Genomic DNA, 16303 nt, shown 5'->3' with positions numbered 1-16303 from the left:
CTAGGCCGGGACGACAGCGGGTTCGAAGCGACGGCGAAGCTAGATCTCCACCACCTGCCCCGGCTTCATCGCCACAAATCTTTCCTGCGGAACCTTCGCGGCATCGAGCGCCTCGACCAGCGCTTTCGCCGGCGCATCGATTGCTTCATCGGTCAGCTGAAACGTGCCGTGGTGATGCCCGAGTGCGGCTTGCGCGCCGCAATCCGCGAGCGCCTTCACCGCGTCTTCCGGGTTCATGTGCTGGTCGTGCATGAACCAGCGCGGCTCATAGGCGCCGATCGGGAGGATCGCCAGGCGGAGCGGCCCGTGCCTCTCGGCGACGCGGCGGAAATGCCCGCCATCGCCGTAGCCGGAATCGCAGACGACGTAGATTTTCCCCGCAGGCGTCTCCAGCACGAAACTCGCCCACAGCGCCTTGTTGCGATCGAACATGCCGCGCGCCGACCAGTGCCGGGTCGGCACCAGGGTCACGGCGATACCGCCGCCGAGCTCGACGCGATCATGCCAGTCGAACGCTTCCACCTTGATCGTCGCATCGGTGCTGCGCATCGTGACGTCATTGCCGAGCGGGGTCACCACACGCGGCGCAAAATTCTTGGCGAGCCGCGACAGCGTCGCCATGTCGAGATGATCGTAATGGCCGTGCGAGACCAGCACGACATCGATCTTCGGCAGCTTGTCGAACGCAATGCCGGGATCGTTGTGCCGTTTCGGCCCGGCGAAGCTGACGGGCGAGACCCGCGTCGACCAGACGGGATCGACGAGAATATTGAGGCCGCCGGTCTGGATCAGCCAGCTGGCGTGGCCGACGAAAGAGAGCCGCACCTTGTCGCCGTGGACGCGGTCGGGCGGGGCGTCGGCATGGGGGCTCGGCGCCCAATCCGGCCAAGTCGCGCGCTGCCGCTTGCCGCCGAATTGCCAGCGCAGGACCTCACGAAGCGATTTCGGCGGCACGCCGTCCGGATCGAAGAAGTTCAGGCCGTCGAAATGGTCGGAGACCGGGCCGTCATAGGTTTTCATGCGGGACATCCAAAGGAGGGCACGCCGACCAATGCGCCAGCACCGGCGAGCAGTCCGAAAAGGCGGCGGCGGGTGATCGGCACGGAACTGGCTTCAAAGATGGTCGGAGGGGGAGGACATCACCGCTATATGGGCGGGGTCTGCGGAAAAGGAACCCGCCGCCGGAAAGTTCATCTTTTCAAGGCTTTGCCTTCCAAAGCAGCCCCGGCCACCCTAACTTTCCTTGACTTTCGGGCGTCAGCGGCGTTTAACCCCGGCACTTCTCGGAAAGGCTTTCTTTTCGACCCGCCGACTGGTCCCAGAGGCCAGAGGCCAACGCCCGACAGCGCGATGCGCCCTCGGGCGTGAAGGTGTTTGGATTTCTGCTCCCTCGCCCCGCGCTTGCGGGGAGAGGTGAAAAAGGACAACGGCATTGTTCGACAATCTGTCGGAACGGCTTGGCGGCATTCTCGATCGTCTGACGGGGCGCGGTGCGCTGACCGAAAAGGACGTCGACGCCGCGATGCGCGAAGTGCGCCGCGCACTGCTGGAAGCCGACGTCGCGTTAGAGGTGGTGCGCAGCTTCACCGAGCGGGTCCGCGAGCAGGCGATCGGCGCCACCGTCGTCAAGTCGGTGACGCCAGGCCAGATGGTGGTCAAGATCGTCCATGACGAGCTGATCAACACGCTCGGCGCCGAAAGCCAGACCATCGACATCAATTCCGTGCCGCCGGTGCCGATCATGATGGTCGGTCTGCAAGGCTCCGGCAAGACCACCACCACCGCAAAGCTCGCCCGTCGCATGGTCCAGCGCGACAAGCGCAAGGTGCTGATGGCGTCGCTCGACATCTACCGTCCCGCGGCGATGGAGCAGCTGGCCGTCCTGGGCCGCGATCTCGACATTCCGACGCTGCCGATCGTCGCCGGCCAGCAGCCGGCGCAGATCGCGAAGCGCGCGCTCGAGGCCGGCAAGCTCGGCGGCTACGACGTCGTGCTGCTCGACACTGCCGGCCGTACCACGCTCGACGAAGAGATGATGGCGGAAGCGGCAGCGATCAAAGCCGCCGCCAATCCGCATGAAGTGCTGCTGGTGGCGGACAGCCTCACCGGCCAGGACGCCGTCAATCTCGCTCGCGCCTTCGACGAGCGCGTCGGCCTCACCGGTATCGTGCTGACGCGCGTGGACGGCGACGGCCGCGGCGGCGCCGCGCTGTCGATGCGCGCGGTCACCGGCAAGCCGATCAAGCTGCTCGGCACCGGCGAAAAGACCGATGCGCTGGAGGATTTCCATCCTGATCGTATCGCCGGCCGCATCCTCGGCATGGGCGACGTGGTCTCGCTGGTCGAACGCGCTGCCGCCAACATCGATGCCGAAAAGGCCGCGCGCACCGCCGAGCGCATGCGCAAGGGTCAGTTCGACCTCAACGACATGCGCGAGCAGCTGTTGCAGATGGCCAATATGGGCGGCATCAGCGGCCTGATGGGCATGATGCCCGGCATCGCCAAGATGAAGAACCAGATCGCGGCCGCCGGCATCGACGACAAGATTTTGAAGCGCCAGGTCGCGGTGATTGATTCGATGACGCGCGACGAGCGCCGTCATCCCGATTTGCTCAAGGCCAGCCGCAAGAAGCGCATCGCCGCAGGTTCCGGCCAGAGCGTCGAGCAGGTCAACAAGCTGCTCAAGATGCACCGGAACATGGCCGATATGATGAAGGCCATGGGCTCCGGCAAGCGCGGTCCGCTCGCGGGCATAGCGCAGGCGATGGGCTTTGGCGGCGGCATGAAGCCGCCTTCGCCGGAAGAGATGAAGGCGCTGCAGGAGAAGATGCAGGGTGGCGGCGGACAGGGTCTGCCCAGCCTGCCGAAGGATCTACCTGCCGGGCTGCGCCAGGGTCTGCCGAACGTTCCGGGCCTGACCGGGCTGAGCGGCAAGCCGATGCTGCCGGGTCTCGGCGGTTTCCCTGGCAAGAAGAAATGAGGAATTCGTCGCGGGAGATCGCAGCGGTCTCGCGCAACGCGGAATACCAATCAACCGAACAAAACGTACTTTGAAGGAGAACTTAGATGTCCGTCGTTATCCGTCTCGCCCGCGCTGGCACCAAGAAGCGTCCCGTCTATCACGTCGTCGTCGCCGATTCGCGCTTTCCGCGCGATGGCCGCTTCATCGAGCGTCTCGGCTATTTCAACCCGCTGCTGCCGAAGGACAACGAGACCCGGCTGAAGCTCGACATGGACAAGGTGAAGGCCTGGCTCGCCAAGGGCGCGCAGCCGTCGGACCGTGTATCGCGCTTCCTCGACGCCGCCGGCGTCAAGAAGCGCGAAGTGCGCAACAACCCCGAGAAGGCCGTGCCGCGCAAGGAGCGCAAGGCGCAGGCCGAAGCCGCCGCGAAGGGTTAAGGCCAGATCATGCCGGCGCTGGTCTGCGTCGCGCGGATCGGCGCCGCGCATGGTGTGCGCGGCGCGGTCAAACTGTGGACCTTCACGGAAGATCCGTTTGCCGTGCGGAGCTACGGTCTGCTTTCGTCCAAGGACGGCAAGCGCCAGTTCGAGGTCGCGTCGGCGCGCGCGGCCAAGGATCATCTGGTTGCAACGTTCAAGGGCGTCACGACTCGCGATGAGGCCGAGCGCCTCAACGGCATCGAGCTCTACGTCGCGCGCGAAAAAGCTGCCCGCGACGGACGAGGGCGAATATTACCACACCGATCTGATCGGGCTCGCCGCCGTCACCATGGCCGGCGATGCGCTCGGCCGCGTGCTCGCGATCCACAATTTCGGCGCCGGTGACATCATCGAGATTGCGCCGCCCACAGGCACCACGATGCTGCTGCCGTTCACCGATGCGGTGGTGCCGGAGGTCGACATCGCCGGCGGCCGCGTCGTGATCGCGCTGCCGCAGGAGATCGCGGGCGAGGATCCCTCCCCGGGTCGTCCCGGCGAAGGCCGAGACCCATAACCACAGTGCCAGAATTTTTAGCTAAGCTGATCGCGCCAGCCGTCGCCAAACGAAGTGCGGTGGTTCTGGGTCCCGGATCTGCGCTCCGCTTGTCCGGGACGACAATAACTGAGATCCGATGACCAACCCCTCACCCTGGCGCGCGACGGTGCTGACGCTGTTTCCGGAGATGTTTCCGGGGCCGCTGGGCGTGAGCCTGGCCGGCCGGGCGCTGGCTGGCGGGCTCTGGGAGCTGGAGGCGCGGGACATCCGGGCCTCGGCCACCGACCGCCACCGCAGTGTCGATGACACCCCGGCCGGCGGCGGACCGGGCATGGTGCTTCGGGCCGATGTTCTGGCGGCCGCGATCGATGCCGCCGGGATCGGGCCGGACCGGCCGAAACTGCTGATGAGCCCGAGGGGTCGGCCATTGACCCAGGCCCGGGTTCTCGAACTCGCCAAGGGCCCGGGTCCTCTGATCGTCTGCGGGCGGTTCGAGGGGGTGGACCAGCGCGTGATCGACGGGCGGGGCCTGGAGGAGGTCTCGATTGGGGATTACGTCCTCTCCGGCGGCGAAATCGCGGCCTTGGCCCTGATCGACGCCTGTGTTCGGCTGCTTCCGGGCGTGATGGGCAAGGAGGCCTCGGGAACCGAGGAAAGCTTCTCGGACGGCCTGCTCGAATACCCCCAATACACCCGGCCGCAGCGGTTCGAGGGAACCCCGATTCCGGAGATCCTGACCTCCGGTGACCATGCCAAGGTCGCCAGCTGGCGGCGGGAGGAATCCGAGGCCCTGACCGCGGCCCGGCGACCGGATTTGTGGGCCCGGATCCCGAGCAAAGTCCCGAATCGGGGCGGACGCCAAAAAACGCCAAAAAACAAGACAGACGGGTGACAAACGCTCCGGCTTGCCTTATAGCAGCGGCCACATCCGCAATGGCTGGATAAACGAATTTCGCGCAGCCCCCGTTTTCCAAGGCTGGGCGCGCCGATGGAGATTTACCCATGAACCTGATCCAACAGCTCGAAAAAGAGCAATTCGACAAGCTCTCCGCCAACAAGGAGATTCCGGAATTCGGCCCCGGCGATACCGTGATCGTCAACGTGAAGGTCGTCGAAGGCGACCGCACCCGCGTGCAGGCCTATGAAGGCGTTTGCATCGGCCGTTCCGGCGGCGGTCTCAACGAGAGCTTCACGGTGCGCAAGATTTCGTACGGCGAAGGCGTGGAGCGCGTGTTCCCGGTGATGTCGCCGATGATCGACTCGATCAAGGTGGTGCGCCGCGGCAAGGTGCGTCGCGCCAAGCTCTATTATCTCCGCAACCTTCGCGGCAAGTCGGCCCGCATCGTCGAGAAGAAGCAGGACCGTCCGGCTGCCGTCAACGAGTAAGCTCCGCTTACAGGCGAGTTTCAAAAGCGCGGGGCCAACCCCGCGCTTTTTTTGTTGCGTCAGCCGTGCGCGTCAAAGCCCTCGCGATTCCGGTTCGGCCTGCTATATATTCTTGGAATGTTTCCAGATTTGACCAGCCTCTCGCCCGTCAAGCGCGTCGTCATCGACGATCGCTCGCGGCTGCCTGGCCGGTTCTTCGGACGCTTCGCGACCTCGGCAACGTCAGAGCTTACGCGCGCAGCCTAAAAGCTGCGCTGACGATTTTGTTGCCCGCGCGCTATCCGCGCAACCCGCTCTACACAACATTCCTGGAGCTGACGCTCATGTCCAAGCCGACCACATTGTACGACAAGATCTGGAACGACCATCTGGTGCACGAAGCCGAGGACGGCACCTGCCTGCTCTATATCGATCGCCATCTGGTGCACGAGGTCACTTCACCGCAGGCGTTCGAAGGCTTGCGCGCCACCGGACGCAAGGTGCGCGCGCCGGAGAAGACGCTGGCCGTCGTCGACCACAACGTGCCGACCACCGACCGCACCAAGCCGAACCCCGACCCTGAAAGCATCGAGCAGATCAAGGCACTGGCCGACAACGCCCGGGAATTCGGCATCGAATATTACGACGAGTTCGACAAGCGTCAGGGCGTCGTCCATGTCATCGGCCCCGAGCAGGGCTTTACGCTGCCCGGCACCACCATCGTCTGCGGTGACAGCCACACCTCGACGCATGGTGCGTTCGGCGCGCTCGCGCACGGCATCGGCACGTCGGAAGTCGAACATGTGCTGGCGACGCAGACGCTGATCCAGAAGAAGGCGAAGAACATGCGCGTCACTGTCGACGGCAAATTGCCGGATGGCGTAACGGGCAAGGACATCATCCTCGCCATCATCGGCGAGATCGGCACCGCGGGCGGTACCGGCTACGTGCTCGAATACGCCGGCGACGCGATCCGTGCGCTCAGCATGGAAGGCCGCATGACGGTCTGCAACATGTCGATCGAAGGCGGTGCACGCGCCGGACTGGTCGCGCCGGACCAGAAGGCGTTCGACTTCCTGCGCGGCCGCCCGAAGGCACCGAAGGGCGCCGACTGGGACGCGGCGATGCGTTACTGGGAGAAGCTGCGCTCGGACGAGGGCGCGCATTTCGACCACGAGCTGCGGCTCGATGCCGCGAAGCTGCCGCCGATCGTGACCTGGGGCACGAGCCCTGAAGACGTGATCTCGGTCACCGGCAGCGTGCCCGATCCCGACAAGATCGCGGACGAGGCCAAGCGCCTGTCGAAGCACCGCGCGCTGAAATACATGGGCCTGACCGCGGGGACGAAGATCACCGACATCAAGCTCGACCGCATCTTCATCGGCTCCTGCACCAACGGCCGGATCGAGGATCTGCGCGCCGCCGCCAAGATCGCGGAAGGCAAGCAGGTCGCAGGCGGCGTCAACGCCATGGTCGTGCCGGGCTCCGGCCTCGTGAAGGAGCAGGCCGAGGCTGAAGGTCTGGACAAGATCTTCATCAAGGCCGGCTTCGAATGGCGCGAGCCCGGTTGCTCGATGTGCCTCGCGATGAACCCCGACAAGCTGGCTCCGGAAGAGCGCTGCGCCTCGACCTCGAACCGCAACTTCGAGGGCCGCCAGGGCTTCAAGGGCCGCACCCATCTGGTGTCGCCGGCGATGGCCGCAGCCGCTGCGATCGCGGGTCACTTCGTCGACATCAGGGAGTGGCGGTAAGCTGCTCCCTGCAAATTGAGTGATTGCGGCAAACCGCCGTTAATCGGCAGCGCCGACACTGCGTCCTCGCGAGCGTTTCGCGAGGACACCAGCTCATGGCCAGCAAGCCTGAATATGTCGATCTGATCAGCGCGGCGACGCCCCAGCACCGGCGGCGCGCGGCACCGCTGCGCATGGTCGCCAAGCCCGAGGTCGAGGAGGCCTCGAAGCTCAGCCGCTGGCCGCCGGCGATGTTCAAGCAATGGAAGCTGGAGAACCTCACGCGCTGGACGTCGGCGACGTGGAAACTGAAGGATTGGATTTAGCCACATCCTCCGTCATGACCGGGCTTGTCCCGGCCATCCACGAACTTTCTGTACAAGCCCAATAACGTGGATGGCCGGGGCAAGCCCGGCCATGACGCGTGCGGAGCTAGCAGCAACTCACATCACCAATAGCGATACGGATGGTGCCAGCGATGCCAGCGGCAGACGCGGCGCGGGCCGTAATAGGTCCAGATGACCCGGCAGCGGCGCGGATGGCTGTAATAGGGATAGTAGCCGCCATAGTAGCGCCGGTGGAAATGGCGATGGCCGTAATAGGCGGGGCGATAGATGCCGTAGCGATGGAATCCGCCTCCGCCATAGTGGCGAACTCCGCCGTAGCGATAGCCGCCGCCATGAAAGGCGGGCGCGGCGCGGAAGCCACCCGCGTGGAAACCACCGCCGCGGAAGCCACCGATATGTCCTCCGCCACCGTGGAAGCCGCCTCCACCGTGGAAACCGCCGCCGCCATGAAAGCCGCCGCCATGTCCACCACCACCGCCACCGCCGCCGCCGTGGCGAACCTGGATCATGTCGTCACTTGCGGCCTTCGCCGCCGGCAACGCCGTCGGATTGATTGGAGACATCGCCTCGGCAGGACGCGTGGTCCCGGCCGACAGCATCAGCGTCGCGGCAGCCGCAATCCCGAACAAGCGCATCGGGCTTGCCCTGAGACCCAATATTCTCAGCATCGACTTCTCCCTGAATCTGGACAGCGGAGTTACGACGCTCGCTCCCGGCTCGCGTCATCCCTGTACATTGGCAGTCGCTCCCGAGATTAAATTACGGACAGCGACGTGAACCCATCATGAATGAACGGCATTCCGCGGAAGCGCCTGCAGGCTAGTGCATCACCGCCACGGTCCATACCCGAACACGAATGGCGCCGGCACGGCATAGGGATAGGGGCGGTAGAAGACCGGCCGCGCGTAATAATGCGGATCAGGACGCGGAGCGTAATGCATGATGTCGGGCCGCACATGTCGCCCTCCGTCGAACGCCGCGCGCCCTGCCGAGGCATCCGGCAGCTTCGTCACCCTATGCGCTGCGGAAGCGCGAGGCAGGCCTGCGGCAAGTCCGATAGCGACGGCCAACGCGATCCATCTCATCATGACGGCCTCTGCCTGCAACATGGCGCTTCATCGGCGCGCGACGGCATCGCGCTCGTATCAGCCCCGGCGCCAGTAGCAGCTCATATGCGGCACGATCACCGTGCCGCTCGGGCGATATTCCTGCACATAGGTGGCGTTGCACTCGCGGACCGCATCGGGACCGGGATTGTAGCGGGGATAGACGCCATCCGGACTGTAATAGGGCGTGACGCGCAGGCGCGCCGGGGCCGCTTGCGCGGCGGCGGCAGATCGTCTCGCGAGGCCGCTTGGGCCAGCCTGATCCCGGGAGCCGCGGTCTGGGCCTCCGCGCCAACGCAAAACTGCGAAAACAACCCCATGCACAGTAGCGTCAGCGCTGTTTTCGCTCGCATTTTTCTGCCCACCTGAACGTCCACTTCGAGGCCTACGCTCCCCGTTTTGACGGCGCTCGTCAACCTCGCCGCGCTTATAAAGCCGGATGCATCGCCGCGAAACCCACGCTATGAGAAGCCCATGTGGACGGAATTGAAAGCGCCCTCGCTGGCCGAGATGGAAGCGATGGCGCATGAAGTGTTCGAACGCCTGCCGGCGGAGTTTCGTAGGCTGTGCGAGGGCGTGATCATCCGCGTCGACGACTTCCCCACCGAGGAAGTCCTGGACGAGATGGCATGCGAGAGCGAGTTCGACCTGCTCGGCCTGTTCCAGGGCGTCGGCCTGCCGCAGCAGAGTTTTGCCGACGTGGCGCGGCTGCCCAACATGGTCTGGCTCTACCGCCGGCCGATCCTGGATTACTGGGCCGAGCACGACGAAAGCCTCGGCCATATCGTTCGCCACGTCCTGATCCACGAGATTGGCCATCATTTCGGCCTGTCGGACGACGATATGTCCGCGATCGAGGCTCAAGAGCCGGGTTGAGCAGAGAGGCCCGGTTAGGCAGACGAGATCTGCCGAATTCGGCCTAGGATTTCGGCCTCGATCGCGATAAATACCGGTTCCCTAGACCACCCCGGGAAAGCGCAACCATGGACAAGTTCACCACGCTGGAAGGCGTCGCGGCGCCGCTGAAGATCATCAATGTCGACACCGACATGATCATTCCGAAGCAGTACCTCAAGACCATCAAGCGCACCGGCCTTGGCAAGGGGCTCTTCTCCGAGCAGCGCTACAAGGACGACGGCAGCGAGAATCCGGATTTCGTCCTCAACCAGCCCGCCTATCGCAATGCGAAGGTGCTGGTTGCCGGCGACAATTTCGGCTGCGGCTCGAGCCGCGAGCACGCGCCCTGGGCGCTGCTCGACTTCGGCATCCGCTGCGTGATCTCGACCTCGTTCGGCGACATCTTCTACAACAACTGCTTCAAGAACGGCATTCTGCCGATCCGCGTGGCCCAGGAAGACCTCGACAAGCTGTTCGACGACGCCGAGCGCGGCGCCAACGCGACGCTGACGATCGACCTGCCGAACCAGGAGATCCGCGGTCCCGACGGCGGCAAGGTCAAGTTCGAGATCGACCCGTTCCGCAAGCACTGCCTGATCAACGGCCTCGACGACATCGGCCTGACGATGGAGAAGAAGGCCTCGATCGACACCTATGAGGACAAGCTCAAGCGCGAACGCGCCTGGGCCTGATCTCAAGTTTTGTTCAAGCCCCGGTGCTACAAGCGCCGGGGCTTTTTCTTTGTTCTGATTATCGCTTATAGCTTCGCCCATGCTGCCCGACATCGTCACCTTCTGGCATGGCCCGATGGACGCCCTGCGCCAGACCTGTCTGCGCTCGCAGCTGGCGGCCGGCCACAAGGTCACGGTCTACAGTTTCGACACCATTCCCGGCCTGCCCGCCGGTGTCGGCAACGCGGATGCCGAGGCGATCCTGCCGCATGCGTTCTCCGAACGATTGCGGCCGCCGCAGCCAGATGGAAGCTGGCGCGACTGGACCACGCTACAGTTCAGCGACTTCTTCCGCATGAAGCTGATGGCGAAGGACCTCGGCCTCTGGCTCGACGCCGACGTGCTGCTGCTCAGGCCCGTCGAGATCGATCCGGCAAAGCCCTATTTCGCGTGGGAGCGGCCGCGCCAGCTCGGCAACTCCGTGATTTACCTTCCACCTGAACACGGCATCGTTGCCGCTTTCGAAGAGCTGATGGAGCAGGAGGAGCTGACGCCGAACTGGCTGTCGCTGCGCCATCGCGTCACGTTTGCGATGCGCCGCCTGCGCGGCGGCTCGAACCGCCTCTCCGACATCCGCGTCGCGATCTTCGGGCCGGCGGCACTCACCGCGCTCGCGCGCCGCACCGGCGAGCTGCACTGCGCCTTGCCGAAGCAATCGTTCTACGCCGTGCATGCCGAGCCAAAACTGTTCTTCGATCCCTCGAGCTATCTCGGCCTCGTCACTGACCGCGACATCATCGGCCTGCATATCTCGCCCAAGGGCCGCGGCGGTGAGAAGCCGATCCCGGGCAGCCTGTATGCGTGGGCGGCGGAGCGGTTCGCATAATTTTCTCCGCTGTGCGGCGCTCTCGCGCCCGGACGCAGCGCAGCGCGAAGCGGTGCGTTGCTGAGCCGGGGCCCAGCGATGCGGCGAGATGGCTCCGGCTCTGCGAGCAGCGCTTCACGCTGCAGCGCGTCCGGGACACGAGAGCTGTCTTTGATCCAGCGCAACGCGCACCTGCACCATTGTGCCTAATCTCGCTCCAATTCCGTCGTTCGAATGGAGCTTCGCATGAGCACCGCAACCAGGCCTTATCCCATTGTCCAGGACCTCATCGAGTCCTTTGCAAGCTGGCTGAAGCATCGCCGCGAGCTGAACGAGATCCGGCAGCTCGACCGCGCCGATTTCGACCGGATCGCGCAAGACCTGCGGATCGCGCCTGACGATCTGGAATATCTGGTCCGTCACGGCAAGCACGCCGCCGACGAGCTGCCGAAGATGCTGGAGCAGCTCGGCATCAGCGCCGAAGGGCTCGGCCGCGCGCATCCGCTGCTGCTGCGCGACATGGAGCGGGTGTGCGCGCTTTGCAGCCACAAGGGCCAGTGCGATCGCGAGCTGGCCGACGGCACCGCCGCGGAGAACTATCTCGGCTTCTGCGCCAATGCCTCGACACTGGAGTCGCTCGACCGTGCGGATCACGCGCATCGCTAAGGCATTGCCCTTATCAAAGGATTAGTTTAGCGGCGGATGTCCCGCCGGTGCTAGATCACGCCCGTACGGGCACAAGCCTCGCGCCGGGCAAATCCTTTGACGAGCTTTCTGCAAACACGATAGCGCTCTTCCATGCTCGTCCCACTGACATTGCCTGACGGGCTCGGTTCGGCCGCGCGTTCCTTTTTGGCGGCACGAGGCTGCGAGGTTTTCTCGCGCTTGCTTGAAGCATCCTCCGGCGCTGGCACGAGCTTCCAGACAGGGCGGAGCTCTATGTTCGCCTTCTCAGTTGGATTTTCCTTGTTGACGGACGACAGCGTAAGGACGTTCTTGTCCATCCTGACGGTGACGGGTGTTCCGCTGATGGAAAATTTGTCGTTCACAATGTATTCGGCAAACGACCGGTACCCCGCCTCATCCTTCACCCACGATGCCTTTGTCGGCGGTCCCCAGAGGTAGTGTCCCTTGGCTAACCCGGTGGCAGAGACCTCCGTAACGATCAGCATGGCATAGCGTCCTTTGCCATTCGTCCATCCACGTTTGTTGGACCACACGCCGACAAATCTGGAGTTAGCATTGAGCGGATCATTCTGATCAGGCGATATAGCGTAGCTTGGCAGTTTGAGTTGCTGAGCTGCCGCGATGGCTGCAACTTTCTGGTTATCTTCGGGCGCAAATAGATTTCGGACGACGGTTTTTGCGTCCGGTTTCGGAGGGGCAGCTGGGGATGAGAGCACCGCAACTTCGTTGGCCTTGAAATTCTTCACCCGCTGGCGCGCTTCTGCGGCGTGGCTGCTGCGGGGGTACCTGGTCAGAAACTCCTCGTAGAGGCCTGCCACCGTGGACGTCTGGATAGCCAGCCAGAACTTCTCGTCCTCCGCGGCATCTGCAGGCGCGGGAGCCGACGCGACTGGCGCTTGAGCGCTCGCCACCGGAGCTCTCAGGTAAATCTCTTCCTTCGACAAAGAGCCGTATACGAAAGGCTGCTGCTCGCGTCTGGTGGCCGCCATCACGTCGTCACGAACACGACGAAACAGAAACGATATCTCCAGCCCCGGCGTTTCAATGTGGCGAAGGAGCGATGCCGTGAATGGGCTGTTCCGGCCATCCCCGTCGCTTGCCGTAGTACCGTCCCGGGCGGCGTACGCAATCAGAACGTTATCGGATGGCTCCGTCGGAGCGAGTCCGCGAGCCACGGCCCGGGTGCTCAGCGAGCGGCTCATCTTTGCGGCAAAAGGATTGTTGCGGCATGCGTCCAGTATCACAAGGCCCAACTTTCGTGCCTTCGAAACCTGAAGGCTCACCGAGCGCAGGCTGATGGCCTCGCTTTCGATGTCGGTATCGCTGCGCAGCTCTGCGCCGACCGGAATCAGCCAGTTCTCGCCGCTGACCTCCATGCCGTGTCCGGTATAGAAAACGACCGCAAGGTCTGCTCCCTCCGCAGAGCGGCCGAACTCGACGACAGACTTCCTCATCTCTTGCGCAGTCGCGTTCTTGACCTGGGTGACTTTGAAGTCGAGCCGCTCCAGCGCGCGGCCGATGTCGGCCGCATCGCGCGTCGGGTTCGGCAACTCGGGTACCTTCTCGTAGGCGCCGTTACCGATGACGAGCGCAACCCGAACCTGCTGCGCAAGCGCCGGCGTGGCGAATGAAAATGACGTAACGAGAAGGACTGCTAGAAAAAAAATGCGCATCAAATGCTTGCCCGGATCAATATCGAGCGTGAGGGTAGCATTGTCTTTCACCACCGCAACGGGAAAAGCCGGGATCGTGGTCGTTCAGAGAACCACGGCTCCCCGAGCATACCGGTGACCGCGTCAATGTTCGTTCGGCTTGAGCGCAACCGCGTGCCCTCAGCCCTTCCCCATCGCCGCAATCGCGTCCGCGATCTCGATCGTGCGCCGTGCCATGTCGGCGTGCAGGCGCTCCACCATGGCGCCGTCGAGACGGATCGCGCCGCGCGAGACGTTCTCCGGCAATCCGAACGCGGCGATGATCTTTCGCGCGCGCGCGACTTCCTCCTCCGGCGGGGTGAAGATCGCGTTGCAGGCTTCGATCTGCGAGGGGTGAATCAGCGTCTTGCCGTCGAAACCGAGATCGCGGCCTTGCGCGCATTCGGTGGCGAAACCATCGGAGTTGGCGATGTCGCTATAGGGGCCGTCGAGGATTTCGAGGCCATGGGCGCGCGTCGCCAGGATGCAATGGGAGATCATCGGGATCATCGCCGCGCGGCCCGGCAGCATCTTGATGCGCGTCTCGCGCGAGATGTCGTTGGGCCCGAACACGAAGCCTGACAGGCGCCGCGCTGGATCGCGCCCGGCGGCAGCGAGTTCCTCGGCATGCAGCACCGCGCGCGCGGTCTCGATCATGGCCCAGACCTTTACGGTCGGCGCCGCGCCGAGCTCGGCGAGACGGCGGCCGATCGTGTCGAGCTCCTCCACGCGTGAAACCTTTGGAACCAGGATGCCGTCGGGCGAGGCCTTCGCCGCCATCGCGACGTCGTCGGCCCACCAGGGCGTGTCGAGGCCGTTGGTCCGGATCAGGATCTCGCGCTTGCCGAACCCTTTGGCCGCGATCGCGGCCGCGATGCCATCGCGTGCCACTGCCTTGGCATCGGGCGCGACGGAGTCTTCCAGGTCGAGGATCAGGCCGTCGGCGGCGAGATTGCGCGCCTTTTCCAGCGCGCGGGGGTTGGAGCCGGGCATGAACAGATGGCTGCGGCGCGGGCGGGTCATGCAAGCGTTCCTTCCGGTTTCCTCATCTCATTCCGACCGAAGCCGATAGCATCTGGCCTGCCTATTCGAAAGGCTTGTTCGTCCCAGCGGTATATGATTAGGCATAGGCCATGACCACATTCCCAGAGCATTTGCTGGAAGGCTACAAGGCCTTCGCCACCCAGCGGCTGCCGACCGAGCAGACCCGCTACCGCGAGCTGTCGGTGAAGGGGCAGTTCCCTGAAGTGATGGTGATCGGCTGCTGCGACAGCCGCGTCTCGCCCGAAGTGATCTTCGACGTCGGGCCGGGCGAACTCTTCGTCGTCCGCAACATCGCCAATCTGGTGCCGGTGTATCAGCCCGACGGCAACGCGCATGGCGTCTCGGCGGCGCTGGAATATGCCGTGACGGTGCTGAAGGTGAAGCACATCGTGGTGCTCGGGCACGCCCAGTGCGGCGGCATCCGTGCTTTCGTCGACAAGATCGAGCCGCTCACGCCGGGCGACTTCATCGGCAAATGGATGCAGATGTTCATCAAGCCGGGGGAAGTGGTGGAGCAGCGCGACCACGAGACCATGGCGCAATTCGTCGAGCGCATCGAGAAGGCCGCGGTGTTCCGCAGCCTGGAAAACCTGATGACCTTCCCGTTCGTGCAGAAGGCGGTCGAGAGCGGCCAGATGCAGACCCACGGCGCCTATTTCGGCGTCGCGGAGGGATCACTGTTCGTGCTGGACAAGGCGGCGAAGGAATTCAGGAACGCGCGCGAGATGGCGTAGGTCCGCAGCTCTTGTGGGGTGGGCAAAGCGAAGCGTGCCCACCACTTTTATAGCAATTGTGGAGAGATGGTGGGCACGGCGCTTCGCGTCTTTGCCCACCCTACGGCAGCACGGCTTACGCCGCCTTCTTCTTCGCGCTGATCAGCTTGCGGTTGATCAGGACTTCCGCGATCTGGATCGCGTTGAGCGCGGCGCCCTTGCGTAGATTATCCGAGACGCACCACAGCACGAGACCGTTCTCCACCGTCGCGTCCTCGCGGATACGGCTGATATAGGTGGCGTCCTCGCCGGCGGCTTCATACGGCGTGGCGTAGCCGCCGGGCTCATGCTTGTCGATGACGAGACAACCCGGCGCCTTGCGCAGGATGTCGCGTGCTTCGTCCGCGCTGATCGGGTTCTCGAACTCGATGTTGACGGCCTCGGAATGGCCGACGAAAACTGGCACGCGCACGCAGGTCGCGGAGAGCTTGATCTTGGGATCAAGAATCTTCTTGGTCTCCGCCATCATCTTCCACTCTTCCTTGGTGTAGCCGTCCTCCATGAAGACGTCGATCTGGGGGATGACGTTGAAGGCGATGCGCGCCGGAAACTTGTTATTGATCAGCTCCTGGTTGGTGTAGACGGCCTTGGTCTGCGAGAACAGTTCGTCCATCGCGTCCTTGCCGGCGCCCGACACCGATTGATAGGTCGAGACCACGACGCGCTTGATCGTCGCCTTGTCGTGCAGGGGCTTGAGCGCGACCACGAGCTGCGCGGTCGAGCAGTTCGGGTTGGCGATGATGTTCTTCTTCTTGAAGCCCGCAGTCGCGTCCGCATTCACTTCCGGCACGATCAACGGCACGTCCGGATCCATGCGCCAGGCCGAGGAATTGTCGATCACGACCGTGCCGGCGGCGCCGATCTTCGGCGACCATTCCTTCGACACCTCGCCGCCGGCCGACATCAGGCAGATGTCGACGTCGGAGAAGTCGTAATGCTCCAGCGCTTTGACCTTCAGCGTGCGGTCGCCGTAGGAGACCTCGACGCCCATGCTGCGGCGTGACGCCAGGGCCACCACCTCGTCCGCAGGGAATTTGCGCTCGTCGAGGATGTTGAGCATTTCCCGTCCGACATTGCCGGTCGCGCCGACGACTGCGACTTTGTAACCCATCGTTCACTCTCCGACGAAAAAGCTCTTTCCTGAAGCTGAGGCTTAAACAGGAAGAGCAGCGCTTCTATGCGAGAACCGG

The 16303-nt window shown here is 64.0% G+C and carries 17 protein-coding genes and 2 pseudogenes; 12 read left to right on the top strand and 7 right to left on the bottom strand.

The genetic code is table 11. The features are described 5' to 3' along the window. Nucleotides 1-39 precede the first annotated feature (39 nt). Nucleotides 40-1020, bottom strand: a complete 981-nt coding sequence (locus AB3L03_RS18395; protein WP_246776101.1) for an MBL fold metallo-hydrolase — start codon at nucleotides 1018-1020, stop codon at nucleotides 40-42. Between the two features lie 412 nt (nucleotides 1021-1432). Between AB3L03_RS18395 and ffh the strand changes: the two genes are divergently transcribed. The 7 genes and pseudogenes from ffh to AB3L03_RS18360 all read left to right on the top strand — a co-directional run bounded on the left by ffh (nucleotide 1433) and on the right by AB3L03_RS18360 (nucleotide 7358). Continuing rightward, nucleotides 1433-2980, top strand: coding sequence for a signal recognition particle protein (gene ffh / locus AB3L03_RS18390; RefSeq protein ID WP_018459806.1), 1548 nt, complete (start codon nucleotides 1433-1435; stop codon nucleotides 2978-2980). Nucleotides 2981-3066: 86 nt separating this feature from the next. Next, nucleotides 3067-3399, top strand: a complete 333-nt coding sequence (rpsP, locus tag AB3L03_RS18385; RefSeq protein ID WP_007598827.1) for a 30S ribosomal protein S16 — start codon at nucleotides 3067-3069, stop codon at nucleotides 3397-3399. A 9-nt stretch (nucleotides 3400-3408) separates the two neighbouring features. Next, nucleotides 3409-3955 (top strand): annotated as a pseudogene (rimM, locus tag AB3L03_RS18380) (ribosome maturation factor RimM). Nucleotides 3956-4073: 118 nt separating this feature from the next. Beyond that, nucleotides 4074-4829: a tRNA (guanosine(37)-N1)-methyltransferase TrmD gene (trmD, locus tag AB3L03_RS18375; protein WP_018459804.1), complete on the top strand. Its 756-nt coding sequence runs from the start codon at nucleotides 4074-4076 to the stop codon at nucleotides 4827-4829. Nucleotides 4830-4939: 110 nt separating this feature from the next. Then, nucleotides 4940-5323 carry a 50S ribosomal protein L19 gene (gene rplS, locus AB3L03_RS18370; RefSeq protein WP_018459803.1) on the top strand — a complete coding sequence of 128 codons (384 nt, stop codon included), beginning with the start codon at nucleotides 4940-4942 and terminating at the stop codon, nucleotides 5321-5323. 323 nt (nucleotides 5324-5646) lie between these two features. Further along, nucleotides 5647-7053: a 3-isopropylmalate dehydratase large subunit gene (gene leuC, locus AB3L03_RS18365; RefSeq protein ID WP_026233880.1), complete on the top strand. Its 1407-nt coding sequence runs from the start codon at nucleotides 5647-5649 to the stop codon at nucleotides 7051-7053. Nucleotides 7054-7148: 95 nt separating this feature from the next. Next, nucleotides 7149-7358, top strand: a complete 210-nt coding sequence (locus AB3L03_RS18360; RefSeq protein WP_368509014.1) for a hypothetical protein — start codon at nucleotides 7149-7151, stop codon at nucleotides 7356-7358. A gap of 122 nt (nucleotides 7359-7480) precedes the next feature. Here AB3L03_RS18360 and AB3L03_RS18355 read toward each other — a convergent pair whose 3' ends face one another. The 3 genes and pseudogenes from AB3L03_RS18355 to AB3L03_RS18345 all read right to left on the bottom strand — a co-directional run bounded on the left by AB3L03_RS18355 (nucleotide 7481) and on the right by AB3L03_RS18345 (nucleotide 8805). Beyond that, nucleotides 7481-8047: a hypothetical protein gene (locus AB3L03_RS18355; RefSeq protein ID WP_368509013.1), complete on the bottom strand. Its 567-nt coding sequence runs from the start codon at nucleotides 8045-8047 to the stop codon at nucleotides 7481-7483. 159 nt (nucleotides 8048-8206) lie between these two features. Continuing rightward, nucleotides 8207-8467 (bottom strand): hypothetical protein, encoded by a 261-nt coding sequence (locus AB3L03_RS18350; protein WP_368509012.1) that lies wholly within the window; start codon nucleotides 8465-8467, stop codon nucleotides 8207-8209. Nucleotides 8468-8524: 57 nt separating this feature from the next. Next, nucleotides 8525-8805: pseudogene (locus tag AB3L03_RS18345) on the bottom strand (hypothetical protein). A gap of 154 nt (nucleotides 8806-8959) precedes the next feature. Between AB3L03_RS18345 and AB3L03_RS18340 the strand changes: the two are divergent. From AB3L03_RS18340 to AB3L03_RS18325, 4 genes are all read left to right on the top strand, one after another. Beyond that, nucleotides 8960-9361: a metallopeptidase family protein gene (locus tag AB3L03_RS18340; RefSeq protein ID WP_026233877.1), complete on the top strand. Its 402-nt coding sequence runs from the start codon at nucleotides 8960-8962 to the stop codon at nucleotides 9359-9361. Between the two features lie 107 nt (nucleotides 9362-9468). Beyond that, nucleotides 9469-10074 carry a 3-isopropylmalate dehydratase small subunit gene (gene leuD / locus AB3L03_RS18335; protein ID WP_018459795.1) on the top strand — a complete coding sequence of 202 codons (606 nt, stop codon included), beginning with the start codon at nucleotides 9469-9471 and terminating at the stop codon, nucleotides 10072-10074. A 79-nt stretch (nucleotides 10075-10153) separates the two neighbouring features. Continuing rightward, entirely contained in the window at nucleotides 10154-10939 is a 786-nt protein-coding gene (locus AB3L03_RS18330) for a hypothetical protein (protein ID WP_247475286.1), read from the top strand. Between the two features lie 225 nt (nucleotides 10940-11164). Continuing rightward, nucleotides 11165-11584, top strand: a complete 420-nt coding sequence (locus AB3L03_RS18325; RefSeq protein WP_368509011.1) for a hypothetical protein — start codon at nucleotides 11165-11167, stop codon at nucleotides 11582-11584. Nucleotides 11585-11634: 50 nt separating this feature from the next. On the opposite strand, the gene AB3L03_RS18320 is transcribed toward AB3L03_RS18325, so the two are convergent. Further along, on the bottom strand, nucleotides 11635-13329 hold the full coding sequence (locus AB3L03_RS18320; RefSeq protein WP_368509010.1) for a caspase domain-containing protein: 1695 nt from the start codon (nucleotides 13327-13329) through the stop codon (nucleotides 11635-11637). Between the two features lie 108 nt (nucleotides 13330-13437). After that, nucleotides 13438-14319, bottom strand: coding sequence for a CoA ester lyase (locus tag AB3L03_RS18315; protein WP_368509009.1), 882 nt, complete (start codon nucleotides 14317-14319; stop codon nucleotides 13438-13440). 110 nt (nucleotides 14320-14429) lie between these two features. Between AB3L03_RS18315 and AB3L03_RS18310 the strand changes: the two genes are divergently transcribed. After that, complete coding sequence (locus AB3L03_RS18310; protein ID WP_018459791.1) at nucleotides 14430-15074, top strand: carbonic anhydrase; 645 nt, start codon at nucleotides 14430-14432, stop codon at nucleotides 15072-15074. 115 nt (nucleotides 15075-15189) lie between these two features. Here AB3L03_RS18310 and AB3L03_RS18305 read toward each other — a convergent pair whose 3' ends face one another. Further along, complete coding sequence (locus tag AB3L03_RS18305; protein ID WP_018459790.1) at nucleotides 15190-16224, bottom strand: aspartate-semialdehyde dehydrogenase; 1035 nt, start codon at nucleotides 16222-16224, stop codon at nucleotides 15190-15192. Between the last annotated feature and the right edge of the window lie 79 nt (nucleotides 16225-16303).

The sequence above is a fragment of the Bradyrhizobium lupini genome (assembly GCF_040939785.1).
Classification (GTDB): domain Bacteria; phylum Pseudomonadota; class Alphaproteobacteria; order Rhizobiales; family Xanthobacteraceae; genus Bradyrhizobium; species Bradyrhizobium canariense_D.
The sequence above is the reverse complement of the archived record's forward strand: the minus strand, read 5'-3'. Positions and strand labels throughout refer to the sequence as shown.

Bases quoted from the DNA above. Each gene is read 5' to 3' on its own strand.
- AB3L03_RS18395 (WP_246776101.1), bottom strand. From the start codon at position 1,020: ATGAAAACCTATGACGGCCCGGTCTCCGACCATTTCGACGGCCTGAAC.
- rpsP (WP_007598827.1), top strand. From the start codon at position 3,067: ATGTCCGTCGTTATCCGTCTCGCCCGCGCTGGCACCAAGAAGCGTCCC.
- trmD (WP_018459804.1), top strand. From the start codon at position 4,074: ATGACCAACCCCTCACCCTGGCGCGCGACGGTGCTGACGCTGTTTCCG.
- rplS (WP_018459803.1), top strand. From the start codon at position 4,940: ATGAACCTGATCCAACAGCTCGAAAAAGAGCAATTCGACAAGCTCTCC.
- leuC (WP_026233880.1), top strand. From the start codon at position 5,647: ATGTCCAAGCCGACCACATTGTACGACAAGATCTGGAACGACCATCTG.
- AB3L03_RS18360 (WP_368509014.1), top strand. From the start codon at position 7,149: ATGGCCAGCAAGCCTGAATATGTCGATCTGATCAGCGCGGCGACGCCC.
- AB3L03_RS18355 (WP_368509013.1), bottom strand. From the start codon at position 8,047: ATGCTGAGAATATTGGGTCTCAGGGCAAGCCCGATGCGCTTGTTCGGG.
- AB3L03_RS18350 (WP_368509012.1), bottom strand. From the start codon at position 8,467: ATGATGAGATGGATCGCGTTGGCCGTCGCTATCGGACTTGCCGCAGGC.
- AB3L03_RS18340 (WP_026233877.1), top strand. From the start codon at position 8,960: ATGTGGACGGAATTGAAAGCGCCCTCGCTGGCCGAGATGGAAGCGATG.
- leuD (WP_018459795.1), top strand. From the start codon at position 9,469: ATGGACAAGTTCACCACGCTGGAAGGCGTCGCGGCGCCGCTGAAGATC.
- AB3L03_RS18330 (WP_247475286.1), top strand. From the start codon at position 10,154: ATGCTGCCCGACATCGTCACCTTCTGGCATGGCCCGATGGACGCCCTG.
- AB3L03_RS18325 (WP_368509011.1), top strand. From the start codon at position 11,165: ATGAGCACCGCAACCAGGCCTTATCCCATTGTCCAGGACCTCATCGAG.
- AB3L03_RS18315 (WP_368509009.1), bottom strand. From the start codon at position 14,319: ATGACCCGCCCGCGCCGCAGCCATCTGTTCATGCCCGGCTCCAACCCC.
- AB3L03_RS18310 (WP_018459791.1), top strand. From the start codon at position 14,430: ATGACCACATTCCCAGAGCATTTGCTGGAAGGCTACAAGGCCTTCGCC.
- AB3L03_RS18305 (WP_018459790.1), bottom strand. From the start codon at position 16,224: ATGGGTTACAAAGTCGCAGTCGTCGGCGCGACCGGCAATGTCGGACGG.